Genomic DNA, 19,320 nt, shown 5'->3' on the forward strand with positions numbered 1-19,320 from the left:
AGAATTTGAAAGGCAGGATTATGGCAAAGACAACTTTGTATCAAGAAGGTAGCATGCAGATGCTTCAAGAAAAGCTTTTGGAGGGTACGATTACCGTTAAAGAGCTGATGGAGCATGGTAACTATGGCATTGGAACTGGACAAGGAATCAACGGAGAATTGATTATTTTGGACGGCACTGCCTATCATATTCCTTCACAAAGTAAGCCAACCATCGCGGACCCCGAAATGACGGTCCCCTTTGCAAACGTGCACCAGGGTGATTTCCATTTCTTTGGTACTTACCAAGACATCAACGTTTCCGAACTCTTACGTGACGTAAAGCAAAAGATTCGCGGCGGCAACTACTTCTTCAGTGTCCTCATCAAGGGCCACTTCAAGGACGTGAAGACACGCTCAGCGGACGGGGCCAAGAAGCCCTATCCAAGCCTTAGCAAGATTGCGGAAGGTCAGCATGAATTTGAAAAAGAAGACGTTGATGGTCAGTTTATCGCCTATCACGCTCCTAAGGTCTTTCAAGGGGTGACGGTTGCTGGTTTCCACGGCCACTTTATCGACGATGCCCATGACATGGGCGGTCATGCCCTTAGTGCCAACATTGATAAGGCCAACGTTTACGTGCAAAAGATTGACTACTTCGAAGAGCATTTGCCACTCGACAACGATGACTTCGTTAAAGCCAACCTCGAAAAGCTGGACGACTTGAATTCAGCCATTGAAAAAGCCGAAGGTTAATCACAAAAAAAGCTCTGCCAATTGGCAGAGCTTTTTATTAACGGTAAACGAACATCGCATCCCCAAAGGAGAAGAAACGATATTTTTCAGCCACCGCGTGTTGATAAGCGTTCAAAATGTTTTCACGTCCCGTAAAGGCCGCAACCAACATGACAAGGGTTGATTTTGGCAAGTGGAAGTTGGTAATAAAGGCATCCACCACCGTCCAGTGAAAGCCAGGTTTGATGAAGATATCCGTCCAACCAGAATCGGCTTGCAAGTGTCCCTTAAACTTTGAGCCAATTGTTTCCAAGGTACGAATCGAAGTCGTTCCCGTTGCAATGACGCGGCCACCCTGGGCCTTGACCTCGTTGAGCGTATCGGCAGCCTCTTGGCTCAGTTGGTAGAACTCCGAATGCATTTTATGGTCGTCGATGTTTTCTTCTTCGACCGGCCGGAAAGTCCCCAAGCCAACGTGCAAAGTCAATTCGACCGTCTTAACTCCTTTTGCCCGGACGGCATCAAGCAGTTCAGGCGTCCAGTGCAAACCAGCCGTTGGCGCTGCAGCAGAACCATCCACCTTCGAATAGACGGTTTGATAGCGTTCTTGGTCCTGCAACTTTTCCTTGATGTAGGGCGGCAAGGGCATTTCACCCAAGCGGTCCAAAATCTCCATGAAGATGCCGTCGTACTTGAATTCGATGTAGCGACCACCGTGTTCCAATTCACCGACAACTGTACCGGTCATCAAAGGATGGTCGGGATCATCACCGAAAATAATGGTCGAACCAATTGGCGACTTTTTAGCAGGCTTAACCAAAGTTTCCCAAACGTCGCCGTGGTCTTGGCGGAGCAAAAGCACTTCGGCGTGCCCCCCAGTTTCGGGACGAATGCCGTGCAAACGAGCTGGCAAAACGCGGGAATTGTTCATCACGATGGCATCGCCAGGGTTGAGATATTCCAAAATATCGTAAAAATGACGATCCTGGTAGGCTCCCGTCGTAGCATTTAAGACCAGCAAGCGCGAATGATCTCGTTGCGCCAAAGGCGTTTGCGCAATCAATTCTTCGGGCAAGTCGTAATCAAAATCTGATAATTGGTAATGTGGTGTTTCTGCCATTATTCATCCTCTCGAAATTCTGCAGGCAAGGGACGTCCGAGGTGGCGGTATGCTGCCGGCGTAACCACGCGGCCACGCGGCGTCCTTTGTAGAAAGCCAATTTGAAGCAAGTAAGGTTCGACCATCGACTCAATCGTGTCAGCCTCTTCGCCGATGTTGGCCGCCAAGGTGTTCAAGCCGACCGGTCCACCATGGTAAAAATCAATCATGGCGTTTAGCAGTTTATGGTCAGTTTCGTCCAAGCCCATTTGGTCAACGCGGAGCTTATTCAAGGCTGTTTGAACAATTTCTGGCTCAATGGTTTGCTGCTGAGCCACCTGAGCAAAATCACGCACCCGCTTCAACAAGCGGTTGGCAATTCGCGGTGTCCCTCGAGAACGAGAAGCGATGGCATAGGCTCCCTCCGGTGTGATGGGCGCACCAAATATATCTGCTGTGCGCTGCACAATTTCTTGAAGCTCTTCTGCCTTGTAATACTGTAAAGCATTGATAATCCCAAAACGATCGCGTAAGGGCTTGGATAGCATACCGGGACGGGTCGTCGCCCCAACTAGAGTAAAGGGTGGCAGCGGAAAATGAACCGCGCGGGCCGTAGGTCCCTGGCCAACCATGATATCGACAAAATAGTCTTCCATGGCCGAGTAGAGCATTTCTTCAATGTTGGTTGGCATGCGGTGGATTTCATCAATAAAGAGGACATCCCCTGGCTCCAAGCCGTTGAGTAAAGCCACCAAATCGCCAGATTTTTCAATAGCGGGACCCGAAGTGGTCTTCAAATGCACGCCCATTTCGTTGGCAATAATCATGGCCAGCGTCGTTTTTCCTAAGCCGGGTGGTCCGAACAAAAGGACGTGATCCAGTGCTTCTTCACGCTGTTTAGCGGCCGCAATGTAAACGGCGAGCTCCTCTTTTAAAGCCGTTTGTCCGATATATTCGGAAAGCTTTTGTGGCCGTAAGGAGTATTCATTTTCCTGCTCCGCCTGGTTAGCCGCAGCATCGTGAAGCAAATCGTCGGTTTCGTTTTGCCCCTCATACCAGGAGTTAAATTGTAAATCTTGATCTGTCATACTTTTCCATTATAGCAACTTTTTCAGCTCAAAATAAAAACTAACCCTAAGCGGTTAGTTTTTATTTTTATGATAATTGATCCCGCTTGATTTCAAACTGTAATTCAGGAATCACTTCGTTCTTTCGGTTATAAAATTCAACGGTCAAAATTTGATCATCAATTGAGAGGACAGCATAGGTGCCCCCTAGGCGGTCGGCCAAAGGGCCCAATGGCAAACTAATGGAGCCGGGATTAATAAAGAGCTTGTGGTCAAACAATTCTGTTCCAACCTTGTGCGTGTGACCGAAAAGGACGAGCTGGGCGCCGACTTCATTAGCCATGGCATCCATTTCCTTTAAGTTGGCCCATTCACCCGGCACCGTCGCATCATAGAGATGACCGTGCGTTTGGAAAATCCGTAAGCCGTCAATTTCCGTTGAACGAGCGGGCACAAAATTATCATCCGTGTCCTTATTGCCGATAACCGTGGAAACCCCGTCAAAAACAGGATCATCAGCAGCTAGTTCAGAATCACCATTGTAAAAAGTGGCTTCTACCTTACCATCCCAATGGTGGCGGATTTCTTCCAAAATCGCCCGATCACCATGAATATCTGAAACAATCAAAACCTTTGTCATTTTAATCCTCCTTCAACCAAGCCGGCATAGCCTTGACTAGCGCCTGCAGCGCTCGACTGCGATGCGAAATCGCATTCTTCTGGTCAGCACTATACTGAGCCAAAGTTTCTGAACTGCCTTCCGCTTGGAAAATTGAATCATAGCCAAAGCCATTCGATCCCCGTTCCGCTGAAGCAATCGTTCCCTTTAGTTCGCCCTTGCTTACCAAAGGTTGTCGTCCTGGCCCAACTAAGGTCATGACCGTCACGAAGGCCGCATCACGCTGGCTCTGTCCAGCAAGCTTTGCTAAAACCTTAGCCCGGTTGGCCGCATCATCATGGTCACCAGCATAGCGGGCTGAATATACCCCAGGTTCCCCATTTAAAGCAGCAACGGACAAACCCGAATCATCGGCCAAAACAAAATCATCAGGATAGCACTTTTGAATTGTCTCGGCCTTCTTTAGGGCATTTTCCTCAAAAGTTTGGCCATCTTCCACAATTTCAATTTCCTGATGCAAGTCCTTTAACGAAAGAAATTGCCAACCAGGCAAAATTGTCCCCAAAATTTTTTCAATTTCGCTTACTTTACCAGCATTCTTGCTGGCAATAATTAAACGTGTCATTTGGCCTCCTCAAGGTAACCCTTGCCATGATCTTCTTTAATAACGAGGTGACGAATATCCAGCTGCTTGTCACTAGCCATCCAATCCGAAGCAATCACTCGGAAAGTATCGGGCGACCCCGTGGTGTAGTAAATATTCTCGCCAAGTTTTTTGGTGGGCTGAGCTAGATGCTGCTCCTTTAAAATCGCTTGAATATCACGGGCCGTCTGCCAGCCTGGATCAACCAAGGTCACGTTCGCTCCCATTGATTTTTGGATTAAAGGCGCCAAGAGTGGAAAATGGGTACATCCGAGAACCAAGGTATCGACATCGTCCTTAGCCAAGTTAGCCAGGTGGCGGTCAATTTCAAACTGCAAGGCCTCGTCATTGTAGCGGGCCCCTTCAACGTATTGTACGAAGTCGGGTTGTGCTTCTGCAAAAATTTCTAAATCAGGATCCCCCGCTTTCAAATCACCTTGATAAGAACCCGAGCTAATGGTTCCTTCCGTTGCAATCACGCCAACTCGCTTGTTTTTCGTCGCCGCAATCGCTGCCCGAGCACCCGCATCAATTACACCCACGATTGGAATATCAAGTTCGGCTTGCAGGGCCGGTAAGGCGCAGGCCGTCGCCGTATTACAGGCAATCGCCAGCAGTTTAATTTGATAGTGGTCAACCAAGAAATGGGCGATTTCCAAGCTGAACTCGACGACTTCTTCGCTCGAACGTGGTCCATAGGGCATTCGAGCTGTATCACCAACGTAAATATAACGCTCATTAGGTAAGAGCTTTTGTGTGGCTTTTAAGACGGTCAGGCCACCCACGCCTGAATCCATCATGCCAATTGGTCGCATATTTTTTTCCATAAATTTATTATGAACGCTCCGATTTAGAATGCAAGCCTTTGAATTTCGGGCTAAGTTTTTTGCTATAATAAACACTTGAAAGGATTTCAACCATGAACAACAACAGCTACCGCGACATGCTCAATAGTCCTGAAGAAGTGAACAGCTTCGCCCTGCACCTTTTGCGTGATCAGTTACTGCCCAACCTACTTCAACAAGATTATAGCAACATCGCCTACTGGGCTGGTAAGGAACTTGCCCGTCAATTCCCCCTCGATACGATTGAAGACATCACACTTTTCTTCCGCACCGCTGGTTTCGGTGACCTTGCCCTTTCATCTCAAAATAAAGACCAGCAAACCTGGCGTTTGCGCGGTAGCATCACTCGCGAGCGAATTGATCAAAATCCGCGCGCTGATTTCGGCCTTGAAACTGGTTTTTTGGCGCAACAACTCGAAAGTCAAACCGGAGCAGTAGCCGAAGGATCTTACCGAATTGTTGGTAAGCATCGCGGTGTTGTGATTCCAATTTTGACTGATTTAACGCAAAACATTAAGCAGCAGTCCCCTTCTCAAGAAGTTGCCATGCGCAACACTTTCCTAGAAGATGCTACGCGTTTGACCGAAAGTGACCAGCTAGACGATACGGATTTCGATGAAGAAGTTCGATACGAGCGCCAAGCAGTGCCAAATCCTGATAGAACACAAGTTGAAGTCGAGGCCGCTACTGCTGAAGAAGTGGTACCGGAAAGTACTAGTGCTAGTCAGACCTTTAATTACGATCAATCAGTTACGGACTCCCTACTTGCTTTTCACTTTAATCGGCAATCAGAAAATCATTCAGAATCATAAAAAAGCACCCATACGGGTGCTTTTTTTATTAGCTGTGATTAGCTTTATTTTGACGGCGCTCGGCGCGCATTGTTTGACGCTGTTCAATTCGTCGTTCCATTTGGCGCTTACGCTTAATGGTGTTCTTAATTCGGCGCTTATAGCCCGGCTTAACCACTTTCTTCTTCTTTTTGACCATTCCAACCAATTCAGGCTCAAGCTTATTGGTCGTGGCCACACGCTGATGACGAGCATGACGATCTTTGACGTCTTGAATTTCACCGTTGCGAATCTGCTTGTTCTTGAAGTGAACCCCCATGTTTTCAACACGAGCAACCGCATCCTCTTCTTCAGGACGGTATAGCGTAATCGCCGTTCCGGACATGCCGTTTCGACCAGTCCGGCCCACACGATGCACAAAGAATTCTAGTTCGTTAGGAATTCCGTCATTAATAACGTGGGAAACACCTGGAATATCAATTCCACGAGCAGCCAAATCCGTCGCCACAACGTATTGATAATCGAGGTTCTGAATACTTTTCATCACGCGACGGCGTTCACGTGGCGCAATATCCCCGTGAATTTCAGCCACCTTGTAACCTTCTTGGCGCAAAGTACGGGCTAATTCCTTGGCCCGTTCCTTGGTGTTAGCAAAAATCAAAGCCAGGTAAGGTTGCAAGATACCGAGTAACTGTTCAATTACCTGATCCTTGTCCTTTGACTTGGTCGAAATGAGCCAATTATCAATCGTATCCGCAATAACGGTTTCGCTTGGAATTTCTTCAAAACGTGGTTCATCCAAATACTTCTTCAAGAAAGGCTTAAGCTTAGCCGGCATTGTTGCTGAGAAAACCAAGGTCTGCAAGTCATCTGGCATGGCGCCTGCAATATAGTCAACTTCTTGCAAGAAGCCCATGTCTAGCGTCATATCAGCTTCGTCAACGACCATCGTTTTGACAGTATTAACCTTCAATACACCAGTTTCCACCAAGTCCTTAATACGGCCCGGTGTTCCGATAACAATTTGAGCCTGGTGCTTTTCAAGCTGGCGAACCTGCCGTTGCTTGTCGGTTCCACCAACGTATTCGGCAATCGTGACCTTCTCGTTGCCCATTGCATCAGAAAATTGGCGGGCAGCTTTGGTAATCTGCGCAGCCAATTCACGTGATGGCGTAGTGATGACGACCTGCGTTTCATGATCATCAACAGCCAATTGATTGAAAATCGGCACCAAAAAAGTGTGCGTTTTCCCAGAGCCAGTCTGTGACTGCCCGACCACGTCTTTGCCCTTTAAAATATCAGGAATCAAGCGCCCCTGAACTTTAGTTGGCTTAGTAAAACCAATCTTGGTCAAAGCCTCAATTACAGCCGGCTTTAAATTAAATTGTCGAAAGTGATTCGTCACTTCAGGCATCGTTATCTTCCTTTACTTTTTGACTAGCTTCTTCTTTTTCAAGCGCTTGGTCAACTGTCTTAATAATCTGATCAATTTCAGCTTGGTCCTGGGCCCAAGCACCAGAGGCCATTGGATGACCGCCACCGCCAAAGCGCTGGGCAATTTGGTTAATTGAAACTGAACGAGAGCGCATCCGCACGCGGTAGTTCCCCTCATCTTGCTCTTCAAAGATTGCCCAAGCCTTCACTCGGTCAACTCGCGCCGGCAAAGGCACGATAAATGAAGTGCCAGCATCGCCCAAATCGAACTGATGAATCAACGTTCGCGTCAAAACAACGTAGGCAAAACCCGAAGGCATAATATTCAAATGCTGCAAAACGTAGCCCGAGAACTTGGCCGCATTTTCAGAGATGGTCGTTGTGTGGTGGTAAATGGCTTGATAGTCAAAGTCATACTTAAAGAGCTCCGACACAACGCGGAATAAATTGGCATCCAAGCCATAAAGGAAGCGGCCAGTATCACCGATGATTCCAATATAGAGGTAACGAGCCGCCTTGGCGTTCATCACCACCCCTTGCTCCTTGAGGGCTTCATACCACTCGTAAATCATCACGGCTGTGGCAGGCTTTTCATCCTGAACCCACTGCCAATCGCCGTAAGGTTCAACGTTAGGATGATGATCAATCTTAACGATTTCTAAGCCATTGCGCCAGCGCTGGTCATCGATTCGAGGGTCATTAGCCGTATCACAGACAATGACTAAGGCCTTTTTATAGGCAGAATCGGGCACATCATCCATGAAATCGCCATCTTCACCAATCCAGGCTAAACCAGGAATAGCTTTTCCAACCGCGTAAATCTTTTTCTCCGGGAAAGTAGCCCGCAGGATTTCCCGCAAGCCTAATTGAGAGCCATAGGCGTCAGGATCAGGCCGTTGGTGACGGTGAATAATAATCGTATCGTAACGTTTAATTTGTTCTAATATATCTTCTTGAATAGTTGTCATAACTTTATCTTTCACTTTAAATTCTTAACTGTCCCCTACGAGTCCATTATACACCCGCGACGAGTTATCAAACACTAGTTGGGTAAATCAAACAAGGACACAGGATCAAAACTTTTACTTTCAATATTACTAAAAGAAATTCCGAGCAAGCGTATTGAAAAAGGTTCGTCCACATTTTCTTCAAAAATGTTTTCAGCCGCTTGCACCATCGCACCAACTTCCAAGGGCCAAACAGCCGATTGGGTGATGGAACGGGTAATCGTCTGATAATTATCTAGACGAATCTTAACATTCAGAGTACGAGCAGCAAAATTCTTACTTTGCATCTTGGCGCTAACCTGTTCGGCTAAACGACGAAAATGCGTATTCACAGCGGTCATATCATGCAAAGGCTGGTCAAAAGTCGCTTCTTTTCCAACCGATTGACGCTGGCGCTGCCAGGCGACTTGGCCAAAGTGCACGCCGCGTGCTTGCCAGTAGAGGACATCCCCTAACTTGCCAAAGAGTGCCCGCAGTTCATCCAGCGTTAGAGCACGCAACTGCCGCCCCGTCTCTACACCCAGTTTAGCAAACTTTTCCTGGCCCCGTCGACCCACTCCACGAAATGAAGCAATCGGCAAAGCGTCCATGAAAGCCTGCGCTTGCTGTGGGTCAATGACCGTCACACCATTGGGCTTGTTATAGCCCGACCCCAGCTTGGCTAATAACTTATTGTACGAAACCCCGACGGAACTGGTTAATTTTGTTTCTTTTAAAATTCGGTGTCGAATTTCAGCGGCAACTGCCGCGCCACTGTGGGGATTATCCGTAATATCCAGGTAGGCCTCATCCAGTGCGACTGGTTCAATTTTGGGCGTAAACTCATGAAAAATAGTGTGAATTTGGTTCGAAATGCGGCGGTATTTATCGAAATCTGGTCGGACAAAAACTGCATCCGGTGCCAAACGCTTCGCTTCCATGGCCGACATGGCCGAATGAATGCCAAACTGTCGGGCCTGATAATTAGCCGTCGCCACGACCCCATGGCCATGCGATTCGAGCGGGTCACGAGCAATAACCACTGCTTTACCCTTCAAATTTGGATTGTCCCGCATTTCAATTTGGGCATAGAAGGCATCAAGATCGACATGCAAGATCTTTCGGTCATCAACTGCCTTTAAAAATTCTGCCATCACCATTCTCCAAAAATAAAAAAACCCTCCCTGAAAAGGAGGATTTTTAGTATCAGATGTCTTGACGACGTTCCTTGATACGAGCAGCCTTACCTTGCAATGAGCGAAGGTAGTAAAGCTTTGCACGACGAACGCGTCCCAAACGAGTAACTTCAATCTTAGCAACTCGTGGTGAGTGCAATGGGAAAGTACGTTCCACACCAACACCAGAAGAAACCTTACGAACAGTGTAAGTAGTCTGGATACCAGTACCCTTACGCTTGATCACAACTCCTTCAAACAACTGAACACGTTCACGTTCACCTTCGACGATCATGGCGTGAACTCGAACAGAGTCCCCTGCACGAAAGTCAGGAACATCAGAACGGATCTGAGTTGAAGTAACTTTTTCTAAAATACTATTTTGACGCATGTCATTCTCCTAATCGACAATCGTACACTTGCCCGCAGACTTAATCGCACAGAGGATTATCGTTAATTAATGGCTGTATCAGCCGGTTACTATGATAACAAATTCAGCTCTTGCTGTCCATCAGTTTTTAATGGCCTGGTCAAATTCAGCCTGAATCTGCTTCAATTGATGATCGGCAGCTTCAGCCGAATCAGAAACAACCCCGACATAGAGCTTGAGCTTTGGCTCCGTACCAGATGGACGCAAGGCCACCCAAGAACCGTCGGCTAGCCAATACTTCAAGACATTGGCTTGAGGCTGGCTCAAAGGCTTTTCTTCACCATTCCGGTCAAACTCTAAACCTTGTTGGAAATCTTGCACGGCGATAACCGGCTGACCAACAATGGTAGTCAAACGTTCCTTGCGCATCTTCGTCATGATATCAGCCATTTCTTGATGACCATTCATGCCAGGGAATTCAAAACTCGTCGTCTTTTCTTCAAAGTAACCATACTTTTCGAAAAGTTCGTCCAAGCCATCGGCGAAAGTCTGGCCAATCGACTTGTAGTAAGCAGCCAATTCAGCAAAGAGCACCAAGGCTTGAATGGCATCCTTATCATGGGCAAAAGGCTTAATCAAGTAGCCATAACTCTCTTCAAAACCAAAGAGGAATTGGTAATCCCCGGTTGCTTCGAAGCGGTCAATCATGGCTGCAATGTACTTAAAGCCAGTCAAGACATCAAAAGTTGCCACGCCATAACTCTTAGCAATTTGTTGGGCAAAAGTTGACGAGACAATTGAAGTAACAATGGCGCCGTTTTCAGGTAAAGTCTTGGTCCGCTTCTTAGCGCTCAAGAGGTAGTGAACCATTAAGGCAGCGATTTGGTTTCCCGTCAAAAGCTTGTAAGAACCGTCGGACAAACGCACCGCAGCGCCCATTCGGTCAGCATCAGGGTCGGTTGCCACCACCATGTCAGCACCTTCGCGCTTGGCATATTCAATCCCGAGTGCCATGGCACCAGGATCTTCAGGATTAGGCTTTTTAACCGTTGGAAAATCACCATCCAAAACCGCTTGTTCCTTAACAATGGTGTAATTCGTGAAGCCAGCTTGCTTCAAAGCCTTTTCACCAATGTATTGGCCGGTTCCGTGCAGGGGTGAATAGACAAACTTCACTTGCTTGCTTTCCTTAGCCACCAAGTCATGGTCAACCGTAACGGTCTTCACTTCAGCCAAGTAGGCATTATCCAACTCGTCGTCAACCATCGTCACGTGGCGGCGGGTCTTGTCGAGTTGAATGTGGAATGGATCCGTAATTTTTGCTCGTTCATCCAAAACTGCCTGAACGGCTGATGGAATCATCTGTCCACCATCTTCGCCATATACCTTGTAGCCATTGTCCTGCTTAGGATTGTGCGAAGCCGTAATCATAATTCCGGCAAAAGCCTTCTTGTAACGAACTGAGAAGGAAAGCTCAGGTGTTGGTCGCAAAGAAGTAAACAAGAAGACTTGAATACCATGCGCTGACAAAACTTCGGCAGCATTTTCAGCGAATTCCTGCGAGTGATGACGGGAATCAAAGGAAATCACCACACCCCGCTTTTTAGCTGTTTCGCCTTGCTGATCAATATAATTTGCCAATGCCTCAGTCACTTGACAAACAGTAAAAATATTCATCCGGTTGGTACCGGGTCCCATTTGACCACGCATTCCAGCCGTCCCAAAGGATAAGTTCTGGTAAAAGGCATCTTCGAGCTCAGCCGGCGTCGCCTGACTCATTTCCTTAGCTAAATCAGCTGGCAAATCAGCCTGCTGCCATTGTTGGATTAGTTCTTGTGAAGACATGCATTACTCCTCAAAATGATTATTTCGTTAATAAGTCTAGAATATACTGGCGAAAAGCCGGGTGTCGCAGCGTAAAAATCACAACAATCGCGCCGACGACAATCAGTCCAATCAACCACTCTGTTGGTAATTCCAAATGACCCGCGTAATAGCCAATTGAGACCATGACTGTTGACCAAAGAAAACTGGCAAAAAGCGCCATTTTCACATAGGAATGAAAGGCCAGCCCCAAGCGATGCGCAACCAAGGGTACGATTGTTCGAACAAAGGGAATGAACCGTCCAAGCACCAAGAAGAGCAACCAGCGGCGTGGATGTAAATTATCAGCAACCTTGCTAGCAAATTCACCATTCAAATGCTTTCTTAGAAAAGGAATTCGATCCAACTGCTTAACAATAAAGGCCCCAAACCAATAGTTAACCGAATCACCAAGCACGGAAGCCGTCCCAAATACCAGAATTAAAATTAGCAATTCTGAAAGGGAGTGGTGCATACCGGCAATTCCAGCTGCTGTCATGACCAAGGCATCGGCGGGAATGAAGCCCGTGACGATCCCACCAGTTTCGATGAATATTAATAGGAATAAAATTGTGTATTCCGCCAGTGTAAACTGGGTCGAATTGGAGACGACATGGCTGACAAAGTTGGAAAAAATACCAAGTGTTACGATGGCGTAACCCCTTTCTGGATGTCCTTAACCTCAGCTTGCAAACGAGGAATTACCTCCTTTTCAAACCAAGGATTGCGTTTTAACCAAATGTTATTACGTGGTGAAGGATGAACAATTGGAAGATACTTGGGCAAGTAATGCCGAAAATCTTTGATTACATCCGTCGTCCTGACCTTCGGTGCCAAATGCAAGTAGTAACGCTGCGCATAAGACCCAATCAAGATAATCAACTGAATGTTAGGCATCTTGGCCATAAGCTTAGGATGCCATTTTTCAGCAAACTCCTTGCGGGGAGGCTTATCCCCACTCTTGGCTTTGCCGGGATAATAACAATCCATTGGCAAGACCGCAAAGAGCCCTGAATTATAGAAGGTATCGTGGTCAACGCCGAGCCATTCACGCAAGCGATCACCCGACGCATCATTCCACATGATGCCCGTTTCCTGGACCTTGCGTCCGGGAGCCTGTCCAACAATCAGAATCTTAGCACGTGGATCAACCCAGTAAATGGGCTTCAAGCCCTCTTTAGTAAATTCCGCGTTCATCGGATCCGCTTCAATTTCGTCTTGCAAAATTAACTTCGACATTTGTACCTTACCCTTCCTTTATTAAATGATTATAAATACCTAACGGCTTCTATTATAGTTTACGAATTAACCCCTTCCAAGTCTTATTAAAAATAAAGGTACTTTACATGCGCAATTGATTTTGTTATATTCTAACTGAAAGCGCTTTCAGTATCAATAAGAAAGGAAGATGCGAGCTTAATTTTTTAATTTATAAGGCGACTTTGCTCATTTATTAGCTTGTTAGAATTTCACAAGAAACCTTTATATTACAAGGGATTTACAAATTAAAAAAAATGATTGACATTACTTTGTTCGAGCTTTAACATATAGAGCGTAATGAAATTACTAACGATATATTCGTAAAGGAGAATGTTCATGAAAGCATTAGTTTTAACTGGTAAGAAGCAACTTGAATTGCAAGATATCGAGAAGCCTGAAGTAAAGCCTAACGAGGTTTTGATTCACACTGCCTTTGCAGGTATTTGTGGTACTGACCACGCCTTGTACGCTGGTGAACCAGGATCAGCTGACGCCGTTCCCCCAATCGTTTTGGGACACGAAAACTCAGGTGTTGTTGCTGAAATCGGTTCAGAAGTAACAAACGTTAAGGTTGGTGACCGCGTCACTGTTGACCCTAACATCTACTGTGGACAGTGCAAGTACTGCCACACTGGTCGTCCTGAATTGTGTGAGCACTTGTCAGCCGTTGGTGTTACTCGTAACGGTGGTTTCGAAGATTACTTCACTGCCCCTGCTACTGTTGTTTACCCAATTCCTGACAACGTTGACTTGAAGTCAGCTGCCATCGTTGAACCAATTTCATGTGCCGTTCACGGTATGAAGTTGTTGAAGCCATCACCATACCAAAAGGCTTTGGTTATCGGTGACGGATTCATGGGTGAATTGTTCGTTCAAATCCTTCAAGCTTACGGTATCCACCAAGTTGACTTGGCTGGTATCGTTGACGAAAAGTTGAAGATGAACAAGGACCAATTCGGTGTTGTTAACACTTACAACACTAAGAATGGTGACAAGGTTCCTGCCGGCGAATATGACATGGTTATCGAAGCCGTTGGTTTGCCACAAACTCAAGAATTGGCTGTTGAATCATCAGCCCGTGGTGGACAAGTTTTGATGTTCGGTGTTGGTGGACCTGACGCTAAGTTCGAAATGAACACTTACGAAGTCTTCCAAAAGGAATTGACTATCCAAGGTTCATTCATCAACCCTAACGCCTTCGAAGATTCATTGGCCTTGTTGTCATCTGGAAAGTTGAACGTAAAGCCATTGATGTCACACGAATTGGACTACAACCAAGTTGACGACTTCGTTAACGGACGTCTTGGTGTTGTTTCAAAGGCTGTTGTTAAGGTTGGCGGCGAAGAGGCTTAATTTATGCAAAAGAGTAACCGTACGATAAGTTGGGGTACTGCCCTTGCTTACTTCGCCTTTTCCCTTGTGATCAATTCAATGGGAAACGTCTTGACGATTGCTACTAGTCAGAAGATTTTCCCTAAGTTTCTTGGTTCAGCCTACTGGACTGCAGCCGAAAACGGTTGGAATGTTTCCTTCATGGGAAATACGTCATTTGGCCTCAGTGTAGTCTTCTTCGTTGTTGGTGTTTTGATTGCCATCTTGAACATGATTTTGGATCGTAAAGTCAACTGGTGGAAGTTCTTTGGAAACATTGCCTTTATGCTTCCATTCTCAGCATTGATTGGAATGTTCTCAGACGCCTTCAACAAAATTATGCCGGATGCACATGGTATTCCCATGACTATCTTGTATGTATTGTTGAACTTCTTCGGGGTTTCCTTGATTGCGGTTGCCATTTCCATCTACCAGCGTGCTAACGTTGTCTTGCACCCTGCCGATGATTTGATGCAAATCTTGCGCTTCAAGTACTTCAAGGGTAATGCTGGAATTGCGATGTGGGTTTCTTACATCCCACCTACCATCATTGGTGTTATCGCCTTAATTAAGTACCCTGATTTCAGCCAATACGGTCTAGGAACGATTTTCGCCTTCCTCTTCCAAGGAAGTATCACTGGTTGGGGAGATAAGCACATCTTCCCTAAGTTGAAGCACCAAGGTATTACCGCTTCAACTGAAATTTAATTAATGTATTGATTGTCTTAGAAAGGACGTTAAATCATGGCATTTACTGATTATTTTGATGATGTACAACACATCGGTATTCCTACTAAGGACTTGGCTAAGGCCGAAAAGTTCTGGGAATCACTTGGTTTCAAGAAGATTGGTGACTTCCCTTCAAACGAAGTTATCTTCATGAACCGCGGTCACTTGACCATTGAAACTTGGCATGATGAAACTGCAACTGGTAAGCCAGGTGCAATTAATCACATCTCAATGAACACGACCGATGCTGACGCTGCCTTCAAGGAAGCTAAGGCTGCTGGATTCGATGTTATCGATTCTGAAGTTCAACACTTGCCATTCTGGGACAAGGGTATTAAGTTCTTTAATATCATGGGACCAGATGCCGAAATCGTTGAATTCTGCGAAATCGTTAAGTAATCTGTCTTTTTCAAAAGAAAGAGCACTGCCAATTGGCGGTGCTTTTTTGTATACATAAAAAAGGCATCGATTTTAATCGATGCCCTTCTAAAATTTCTATTAATCCTTTAATGCTAAAAGCGTGTTAAAAACGGCTTGCGGCAATTCAATGTCAGAATGTGCCGCGGTTCGTTTGTTGACGTTTTGACGCCTTAATAAGGCTTGCTTCTTTGAAATACTATGCTGCTCGCCATTAACTGCAGCATTCTTACGAAGCGGTGGCACATCAATACGAGCTAGCACCTTCCCTTCCACGACTGCCTGAACTGGCATCGGATAAAGACGCCTAGGTATCGTCATCTTTAATTCATGAACCAGTTTTTGCGTTAAAACAGCGGCTTTAGAACGATGAGTAATGAAGCTTAAGGCATCTACCTTAGCATAATTAATGTGGATCTCGACTTTAACTAAATCGCTGACTTCATAACCATCCGGTTTTGTTTGAAGCGAAGCATAACCATGCGAAATTGATTTTAACTGATTGTAAAAATCATAGGCAATTTCAGCTAAGGGCAAACGATAGTTGATACGCACTCGATTGCCTTCATTATCCATGTCTTGAAAAGTCCCCCGATATTGTTCGGCCAGCTGCATCACACGATCAAGATTTTCGGCTGGACTATCAATGACGGCTGTCATCATTGGTTCGGCAATGCTTTCTATTTTTTCAAAGCTCGGAAAATGAGCTGGATTCGTGATGATTTTAGTTTCTTGTGAGTCTTGCAAGCGCACTTTATAGGGTACGTTGGGCGAAGTAACGGTTACTTTTAAGCCGTATTCCTCTTCCAACCGTTCTTGAATAATTTTTAAATGGAAAATCCCCAGAAAGCCGATTCGAAATCCGGGACCCATTGCGGTTGAATTTTCCTCGCTAATCGCCAAAGAACTATCATTCAAAGCAATCTTCTGCAGTGCTTCCTTCAAGAGTTGATAATCATCTTGTGGAAAGAATCCAGCATAAACCAAAGGTTGCTGCTTTTCAAAACCTGGTAAAGCTTGCTTGATTCCGTCGGCAACCGTCGTAATAGTGTCACCTACCCCTACATCAGCGGTTTCCTTAATGCCGGTTATCAAGTATCCTACTTCGCCAGCTACCAGCTCTTTAACAGGCAATCTTGCAGGCTGGTAAACGCCAATTTCCTTCACTTTAAAGATTCGATTAGAAGCCATCAGTTCCAATTTAGAATTTTTATTTAACTTACCATCAAAAATCCGAACCTGCACAATGACACCTAAATAGGGATCAAACTCTGAATCATAAACCAATGCCTTGAGCGGAGCGTTTTCGTCTCCCTTCGGCGCCGGTAAGTATTTAACAATTCCTTCAATCAAAGCAGCCACACCTTGACCCGTTTTGGCGGATACCTCATAAAAAGGCCTTTGTGACAAAGAAGCATCCAAATCCAGCAGTTCCTGCTTAACCTCGGGAATCTTTGCATTTGGTGAATCAACCTTGTTGATGACAGGCAGCATGGGCAATCCCAAATCATGCGCTAAACGCCAATTGGCAACCGTTTGTGCTTGCACACCTTGGGTCGCATCAACCAAAAGTAAAACGCCATCCGTGGCAGCCAAACTCTTGCTAACTTCATAATTAAAATCTACGTGTCCCGGGGTATCAATCAGATTCAATTGATATTTTTCACCGTTAGAACCCTCGTAAATATTTTGAACCGTTCGCGCTTTAACCGTTACGCCATGTTCTTGTTCAACAGCTAATGAATCTAAAAGCTGTGGCGCTGACTCACGTTGATTAACAGTTCCCATGATTTCCATTAAGCGATCGGACAAAGTTGATTTTCCGTGGTCAATATGGGAAATAATGGCAAAGTTACGTATATTTTTTTCTTTCATTTCAGTTCTCCATTCCTAAGTAAACAAGAATGGAACCAAATTATTTCAATTCCATTCAGCGATTAGAATGAAATTCCGACTAGTTGAATTGGCATCTTTTTCTCCTTAACAAAAAACAAGTAGCATCATCTACTTGTTCATATTCTACACTATTATAATGAAGCGATGTAGTTGTAAGCCTCTTGACCGGCCAAGCCGCCATCGCCGACTGCTGTGGTGATTTGACGAAGTTCCTTTTGGCGGACATCTCCAACGGCATAAACACCTGGCAAACTCGTTGCCATCTTGTCATTGGTAATAATCCAGCCCTTGTCATCCGTGATACCAAGATCAAGGAAGGCTTCGGTATTAGGCTTCAAACCGATGTAAATGAAGACACCGGCTGTCTTAAAACTTGAGGACTCCTTCGTGTCACGGTTATAAAGTTCAACCTCTTGAACTTCATCTCCGTTTCCCTTAATGGCGTGGACTTCAGTATTCCAAATGAAATCGATGTTCTTCGCCTTCTTGGCACGTTCCTGCAAGATTGGCTGGGCATTTAAGGTGTCACGGCGGTGGACAACCGTCACGCGGTCAACGACGTTGGAAAGGTAAACCCCTTCTTCGATGGCGGAATCACCACCACCAACGACAACAACATTTTCACCCTTAAAGAAAGCCCCATCACAAACGGCACAGTAGGAAACACCCTTGCCCTGGTAGTCTTCCTCGCCGGGAACACCCAAGTGCGTGTGTTCTGAACCGGTCGCAATGATGACGGCCTTGGCCTGATAATCACCTGAATCCGTCTTGATCAACTTTTCCTGATTATCCAAAACTTCAATTTTTTGAACTGTACCAAAGGCATATTCAGCTCCGAATCGAGTTGAAGAAGCATACATTTTTTCTGATAAATCCGGTCCCATAACGCTTTCAAAACCGGGGTAATTTTCGATTTCAGCAGTGTTATTCATCTGGCCGCCATAGACGCCCTGATCAATCATAACGACTGATAAATCAGCACGTGAGGCGTAAGTCGCTGCCGTCATTCCGGCAGGACCAGCACCAATAATCACTACATCATAATTCTTAATATCAGTCATAACTCCTCCTCGTGTAAAGACTATTCTACCCGCTAGACCATTATTTGTCCAATTTGCAGTACATAATAAAAAGAGCGGTATATACCGCTCTTTAATTAAAGCTTTGCTGCAAGTTCCTTGATGTAGGCGCGGAGTTCATCCTTAACTTGTGGATGACGCAAACCAAACTCAATGTTGGTTTCCAAGAAGCCAATCTTTGAACCGATATCATGACGTTCACCCTTAAATTCGTGGGCGTAAACATGTTGACGGTCATTCAAGGAATCGATGGCATCCGTTAACTGGATTTCGCCACCCTTACCTGGCTTCGTCTTTTCCAATTCTTCGAAGATTTCAGGCGTCAACAAGTAACGACCAATGATGGCCAAATCAGATGGTGCATCTTCAGGCGCTGGCTTTTCAACGAAGGACTTAACCCGGTACAAACCGTCTTCCTTAACCTTTGAAGCGGGATCAATCACACCGTATGAAGAAACTTGGTTGTGTGGCACCTTCATGACGGCCAAAGTTGATTCGCCGGTTTCGTTATAGCGTTGAATCAACTGCTTGGTCAAAGGGACTTGATCTTCCATCAAGTCATCCCCTAACAAGACCACAAAGGGTTCGTCCCCGATGAAGTCCTTGGCAGTCAAAACAGCATCACCCAATCCGCGTGGACGAGATTGGCGGATAAAGTAAGGGTTGATGTCAGTGGTTTCTTCAATCAACTTCAACAATTCCAACTTGTTCTTTTCGCGCAACGAATCTTCCAATTCAGGGTTTGAATCGAAATGGTCTTCAATTGAGCGCTTTGACTTTCCGTCAACAATCACAATATCTTCAATACCGGAAGCCATTGCTTCACGGACAATATATTCAATCGTGGGCGTATCCACGATAGGAAGCATTTCCTTGGCCAAGGCCTTGGTAGCAGGTAGGAAACGAGTTCCTAAACCAGCCGCAGGAATAATCGCTTTACGTACAGGTTTCATTTTTCTCTAC

General features: G+C 45.7%; 20 protein-coding genes. 5 read left to right on the forward strand and 15 right to left on the reverse strand.

Annotated elements, in window-relative coordinates; all coding sequences use genetic code 11:
- Positions 1-20 precede the first annotated feature (20 nt).
- Entirely contained in the window at positions 21-734 is a 714-nt protein-coding gene (gene budA / locus ABSY64_RS03985) for an acetolactate decarboxylase (RefSeq protein ID WP_349641776.1), read from the forward strand.
- Positions 735-771: 37 nt separating this feature from the next.
- Here budA and queA read toward each other — a convergent pair whose 3' ends face one another.
- The 5 genes from queA to murI form a co-directional block, all read right to left on the reverse strand.
- Positions 772-1,833, reverse strand: coding sequence for a tRNA preQ1(34) S-adenosylmethionine ribosyltransferase-isomerase QueA (queA, locus tag ABSY64_RS03990; protein WP_349641777.1), 1,062 nt, complete (start codon positions 1,831-1,833; stop codon positions 772-774).
- Positions 1,833-2,900 carry a Holliday junction branch migration DNA helicase RuvB gene (ruvB, locus tag ABSY64_RS03995; protein WP_349641779.1) on the reverse strand — a complete coding sequence of 356 codons (1,068 nt, stop codon included), beginning with the start codon at positions 2,898-2,900 and terminating at the stop codon, positions 1,833-1,835. Before ruvB ends, queA begins: the two co-directional genes overlap by 1 nt.
- 67 nt (positions 2,901-2,967) lie before the next feature.
- Complete coding sequence (locus ABSY64_RS04000) at positions 2,968-3,519, reverse strand: YfcE family phosphodiesterase (protein WP_349641780.1); 552 nt, start codon at positions 3,517-3,519, stop codon at positions 2,968-2,970.
- A 1-nt stretch (position 3,520) separates the two neighbouring features.
- Positions 3,521-4,123, reverse strand: a complete 603-nt coding sequence (rdgB, locus tag ABSY64_RS04005) for an RdgB/HAM1 family non-canonical purine NTP pyrophosphatase (protein ID WP_349641781.1) — start codon at positions 4,121-4,123, stop codon at positions 3,521-3,523.
- Positions 4,120-4,956 carry a glutamate racemase gene (gene murI, locus ABSY64_RS04010; protein ID WP_349641782.1) on the reverse strand — a complete coding sequence of 279 codons (837 nt, stop codon included), beginning with the start codon at positions 4,954-4,956 and terminating at the stop codon, positions 4,120-4,122. The genes rdgB and murI overlap by 4 nt, the downstream gene beginning before the upstream one ends.
- Positions 4,957-5,060: 104 nt before the next feature.
- On the opposite strand from murI, the gene ABSY64_RS04015 reads away from it, so the two are divergent.
- Positions 5,061-5,798, forward strand: coding sequence for a YslB family protein (locus tag ABSY64_RS04015; protein ID WP_349641783.1), 738 nt, complete (start codon positions 5,061-5,063; stop codon positions 5,796-5,798).
- A 28-nt stretch (positions 5,799-5,826) separates the two neighbouring features.
- Here the strand turns inward: ABSY64_RS04015 and ABSY64_RS04020 are convergent, their stop codons facing one another.
- From ABSY64_RS04020 to ABSY64_RS04050, 7 genes are all read right to left on the reverse strand, one after another.
- Positions 5,827-7,191, reverse strand: coding sequence for a DEAD/DEAH box helicase (locus ABSY64_RS04020; protein ID WP_349641784.1), 1,365 nt, complete (start codon positions 7,189-7,191; stop codon positions 5,827-5,829).
- Positions 7,184-8,179: a DHH family phosphoesterase gene (locus tag ABSY64_RS04025; protein ID WP_349641785.1), complete on the reverse strand. Its 996-nt coding sequence runs from the start codon at positions 8,177-8,179 to the stop codon at positions 7,184-7,186. The genes ABSY64_RS04020 and ABSY64_RS04025 overlap by 8 nt, the downstream gene beginning before the upstream one ends.
- Before the next feature lie 74 nt (positions 8,180-8,253).
- On the reverse strand, positions 8,254-9,351 hold the full coding sequence (gene dinB / locus ABSY64_RS04030) for a DNA polymerase IV (RefSeq protein WP_349641786.1): 1,098 nt from the start codon (positions 9,349-9,351) through the stop codon (positions 8,254-8,256).
- Between the two features lie 52 nt (positions 9,352-9,403).
- On the reverse strand, positions 9,404-9,763 hold the full coding sequence (gene rplS, locus ABSY64_RS04035; protein WP_349641787.1) for a 50S ribosomal protein L19: 360 nt from the start codon (positions 9,761-9,763) through the stop codon (positions 9,404-9,406).
- A gap of 120 nt (positions 9,764-9,883) precedes the next feature.
- Positions 9,884-11,587, reverse strand: coding sequence for a phospho-sugar mutase (locus ABSY64_RS04040; RefSeq protein WP_349641788.1), 1,704 nt, complete (start codon positions 11,585-11,587; stop codon positions 9,884-9,886).
- A gap of 19 nt (positions 11,588-11,606) precedes the next feature.
- Positions 11,607-12,257 (reverse strand): DedA family protein, encoded by a 651-nt coding sequence (locus ABSY64_RS04045; protein WP_349641842.1) that lies wholly within the window; start codon positions 12,255-12,257, stop codon positions 11,607-11,609.
- Entirely contained in the window at positions 12,251-12,844 is a 594-nt protein-coding gene (locus ABSY64_RS04050) for a uracil-DNA glycosylase family protein (RefSeq protein ID WP_349641789.1), read from the reverse strand. The genes ABSY64_RS04045 and ABSY64_RS04050 overlap by 7 nt, the downstream gene beginning before the upstream one ends.
- A gap of 357 nt (positions 12,845-13,201) precedes the next feature.
- Here ABSY64_RS04050 and ABSY64_RS04055 point away from each other — a divergent pair, with 357 nt between their 5' ends.
- The 3 genes from ABSY64_RS04055 to ABSY64_RS04065 are packed head-to-tail and all read left to right on the forward strand — an operon-like array spanning position 13,202 to position 15,364.
- The gene (locus ABSY64_RS04055) at positions 13,202-14,218 is read left to right on the forward strand and encodes a zinc-dependent alcohol dehydrogenase family protein (protein WP_349641790.1); all 1,017 of its coding nucleotides are present in this window, start codon (positions 13,202-13,204) and stop codon (positions 14,216-14,218) included.
- A gap of 3 nt (positions 14,219-14,221) precedes the next feature.
- Complete coding sequence (locus tag ABSY64_RS04060) at positions 14,222-14,944, forward strand: DUF6198 family protein (protein WP_349641791.1); 723 nt, start codon at positions 14,222-14,224, stop codon at positions 14,942-14,944.
- Positions 14,945-14,980: 36 nt separating this feature from the next.
- Positions 14,981-15,364, forward strand: coding sequence for a VOC family protein (locus ABSY64_RS04065; RefSeq protein ID WP_349641792.1), 384 nt, complete (start codon positions 14,981-14,983; stop codon positions 15,362-15,364).
- Between the two features lie 99 nt (positions 15,365-15,463).
- On the opposite strand, the gene lepA is transcribed toward ABSY64_RS04065, so the two are convergent.
- The 3 genes from lepA to galU all read right to left on the reverse strand — a co-directional run bounded on the left by lepA (position 15,464) and on the right by galU (position 19,310).
- Positions 15,464-17,257 carry a translation elongation factor 4 gene (gene lepA / locus ABSY64_RS04070; RefSeq protein ID WP_349641793.1) on the reverse strand — a complete coding sequence of 598 codons (1,794 nt, stop codon included), beginning with the start codon at positions 17,255-17,257 and terminating at the stop codon, positions 15,464-15,466.
- A 152-nt stretch (positions 17,258-17,409) separates the two neighbouring features.
- Positions 17,410-18,339: a thioredoxin-disulfide reductase gene (gene trxB, locus ABSY64_RS04075; protein WP_349641794.1), complete on the reverse strand. Its 930-nt coding sequence runs from the start codon at positions 18,337-18,339 to the stop codon at positions 17,410-17,412.
- A 95-nt stretch (positions 18,340-18,434) separates the two neighbouring features.
- Positions 18,435-19,310 carry a UTP--glucose-1-phosphate uridylyltransferase GalU gene (gene galU / locus ABSY64_RS04080; protein WP_349641795.1) on the reverse strand — a complete coding sequence of 292 codons (876 nt, stop codon included), beginning with the start codon at positions 19,308-19,310 and terminating at the stop codon, positions 18,435-18,437.
- Positions 19,311-19,320: the final 10 nt, after the last annotated feature.

Origin of the sequence: Eupransor demetentiae (assembly GCF_963930865.1) — a bacterium.
GTDB classification, from domain to species: Bacteria; Bacillota; Bacilli; order Lactobacillales; family Lactobacillaceae; genus Eupransor; species Eupransor demetentiae.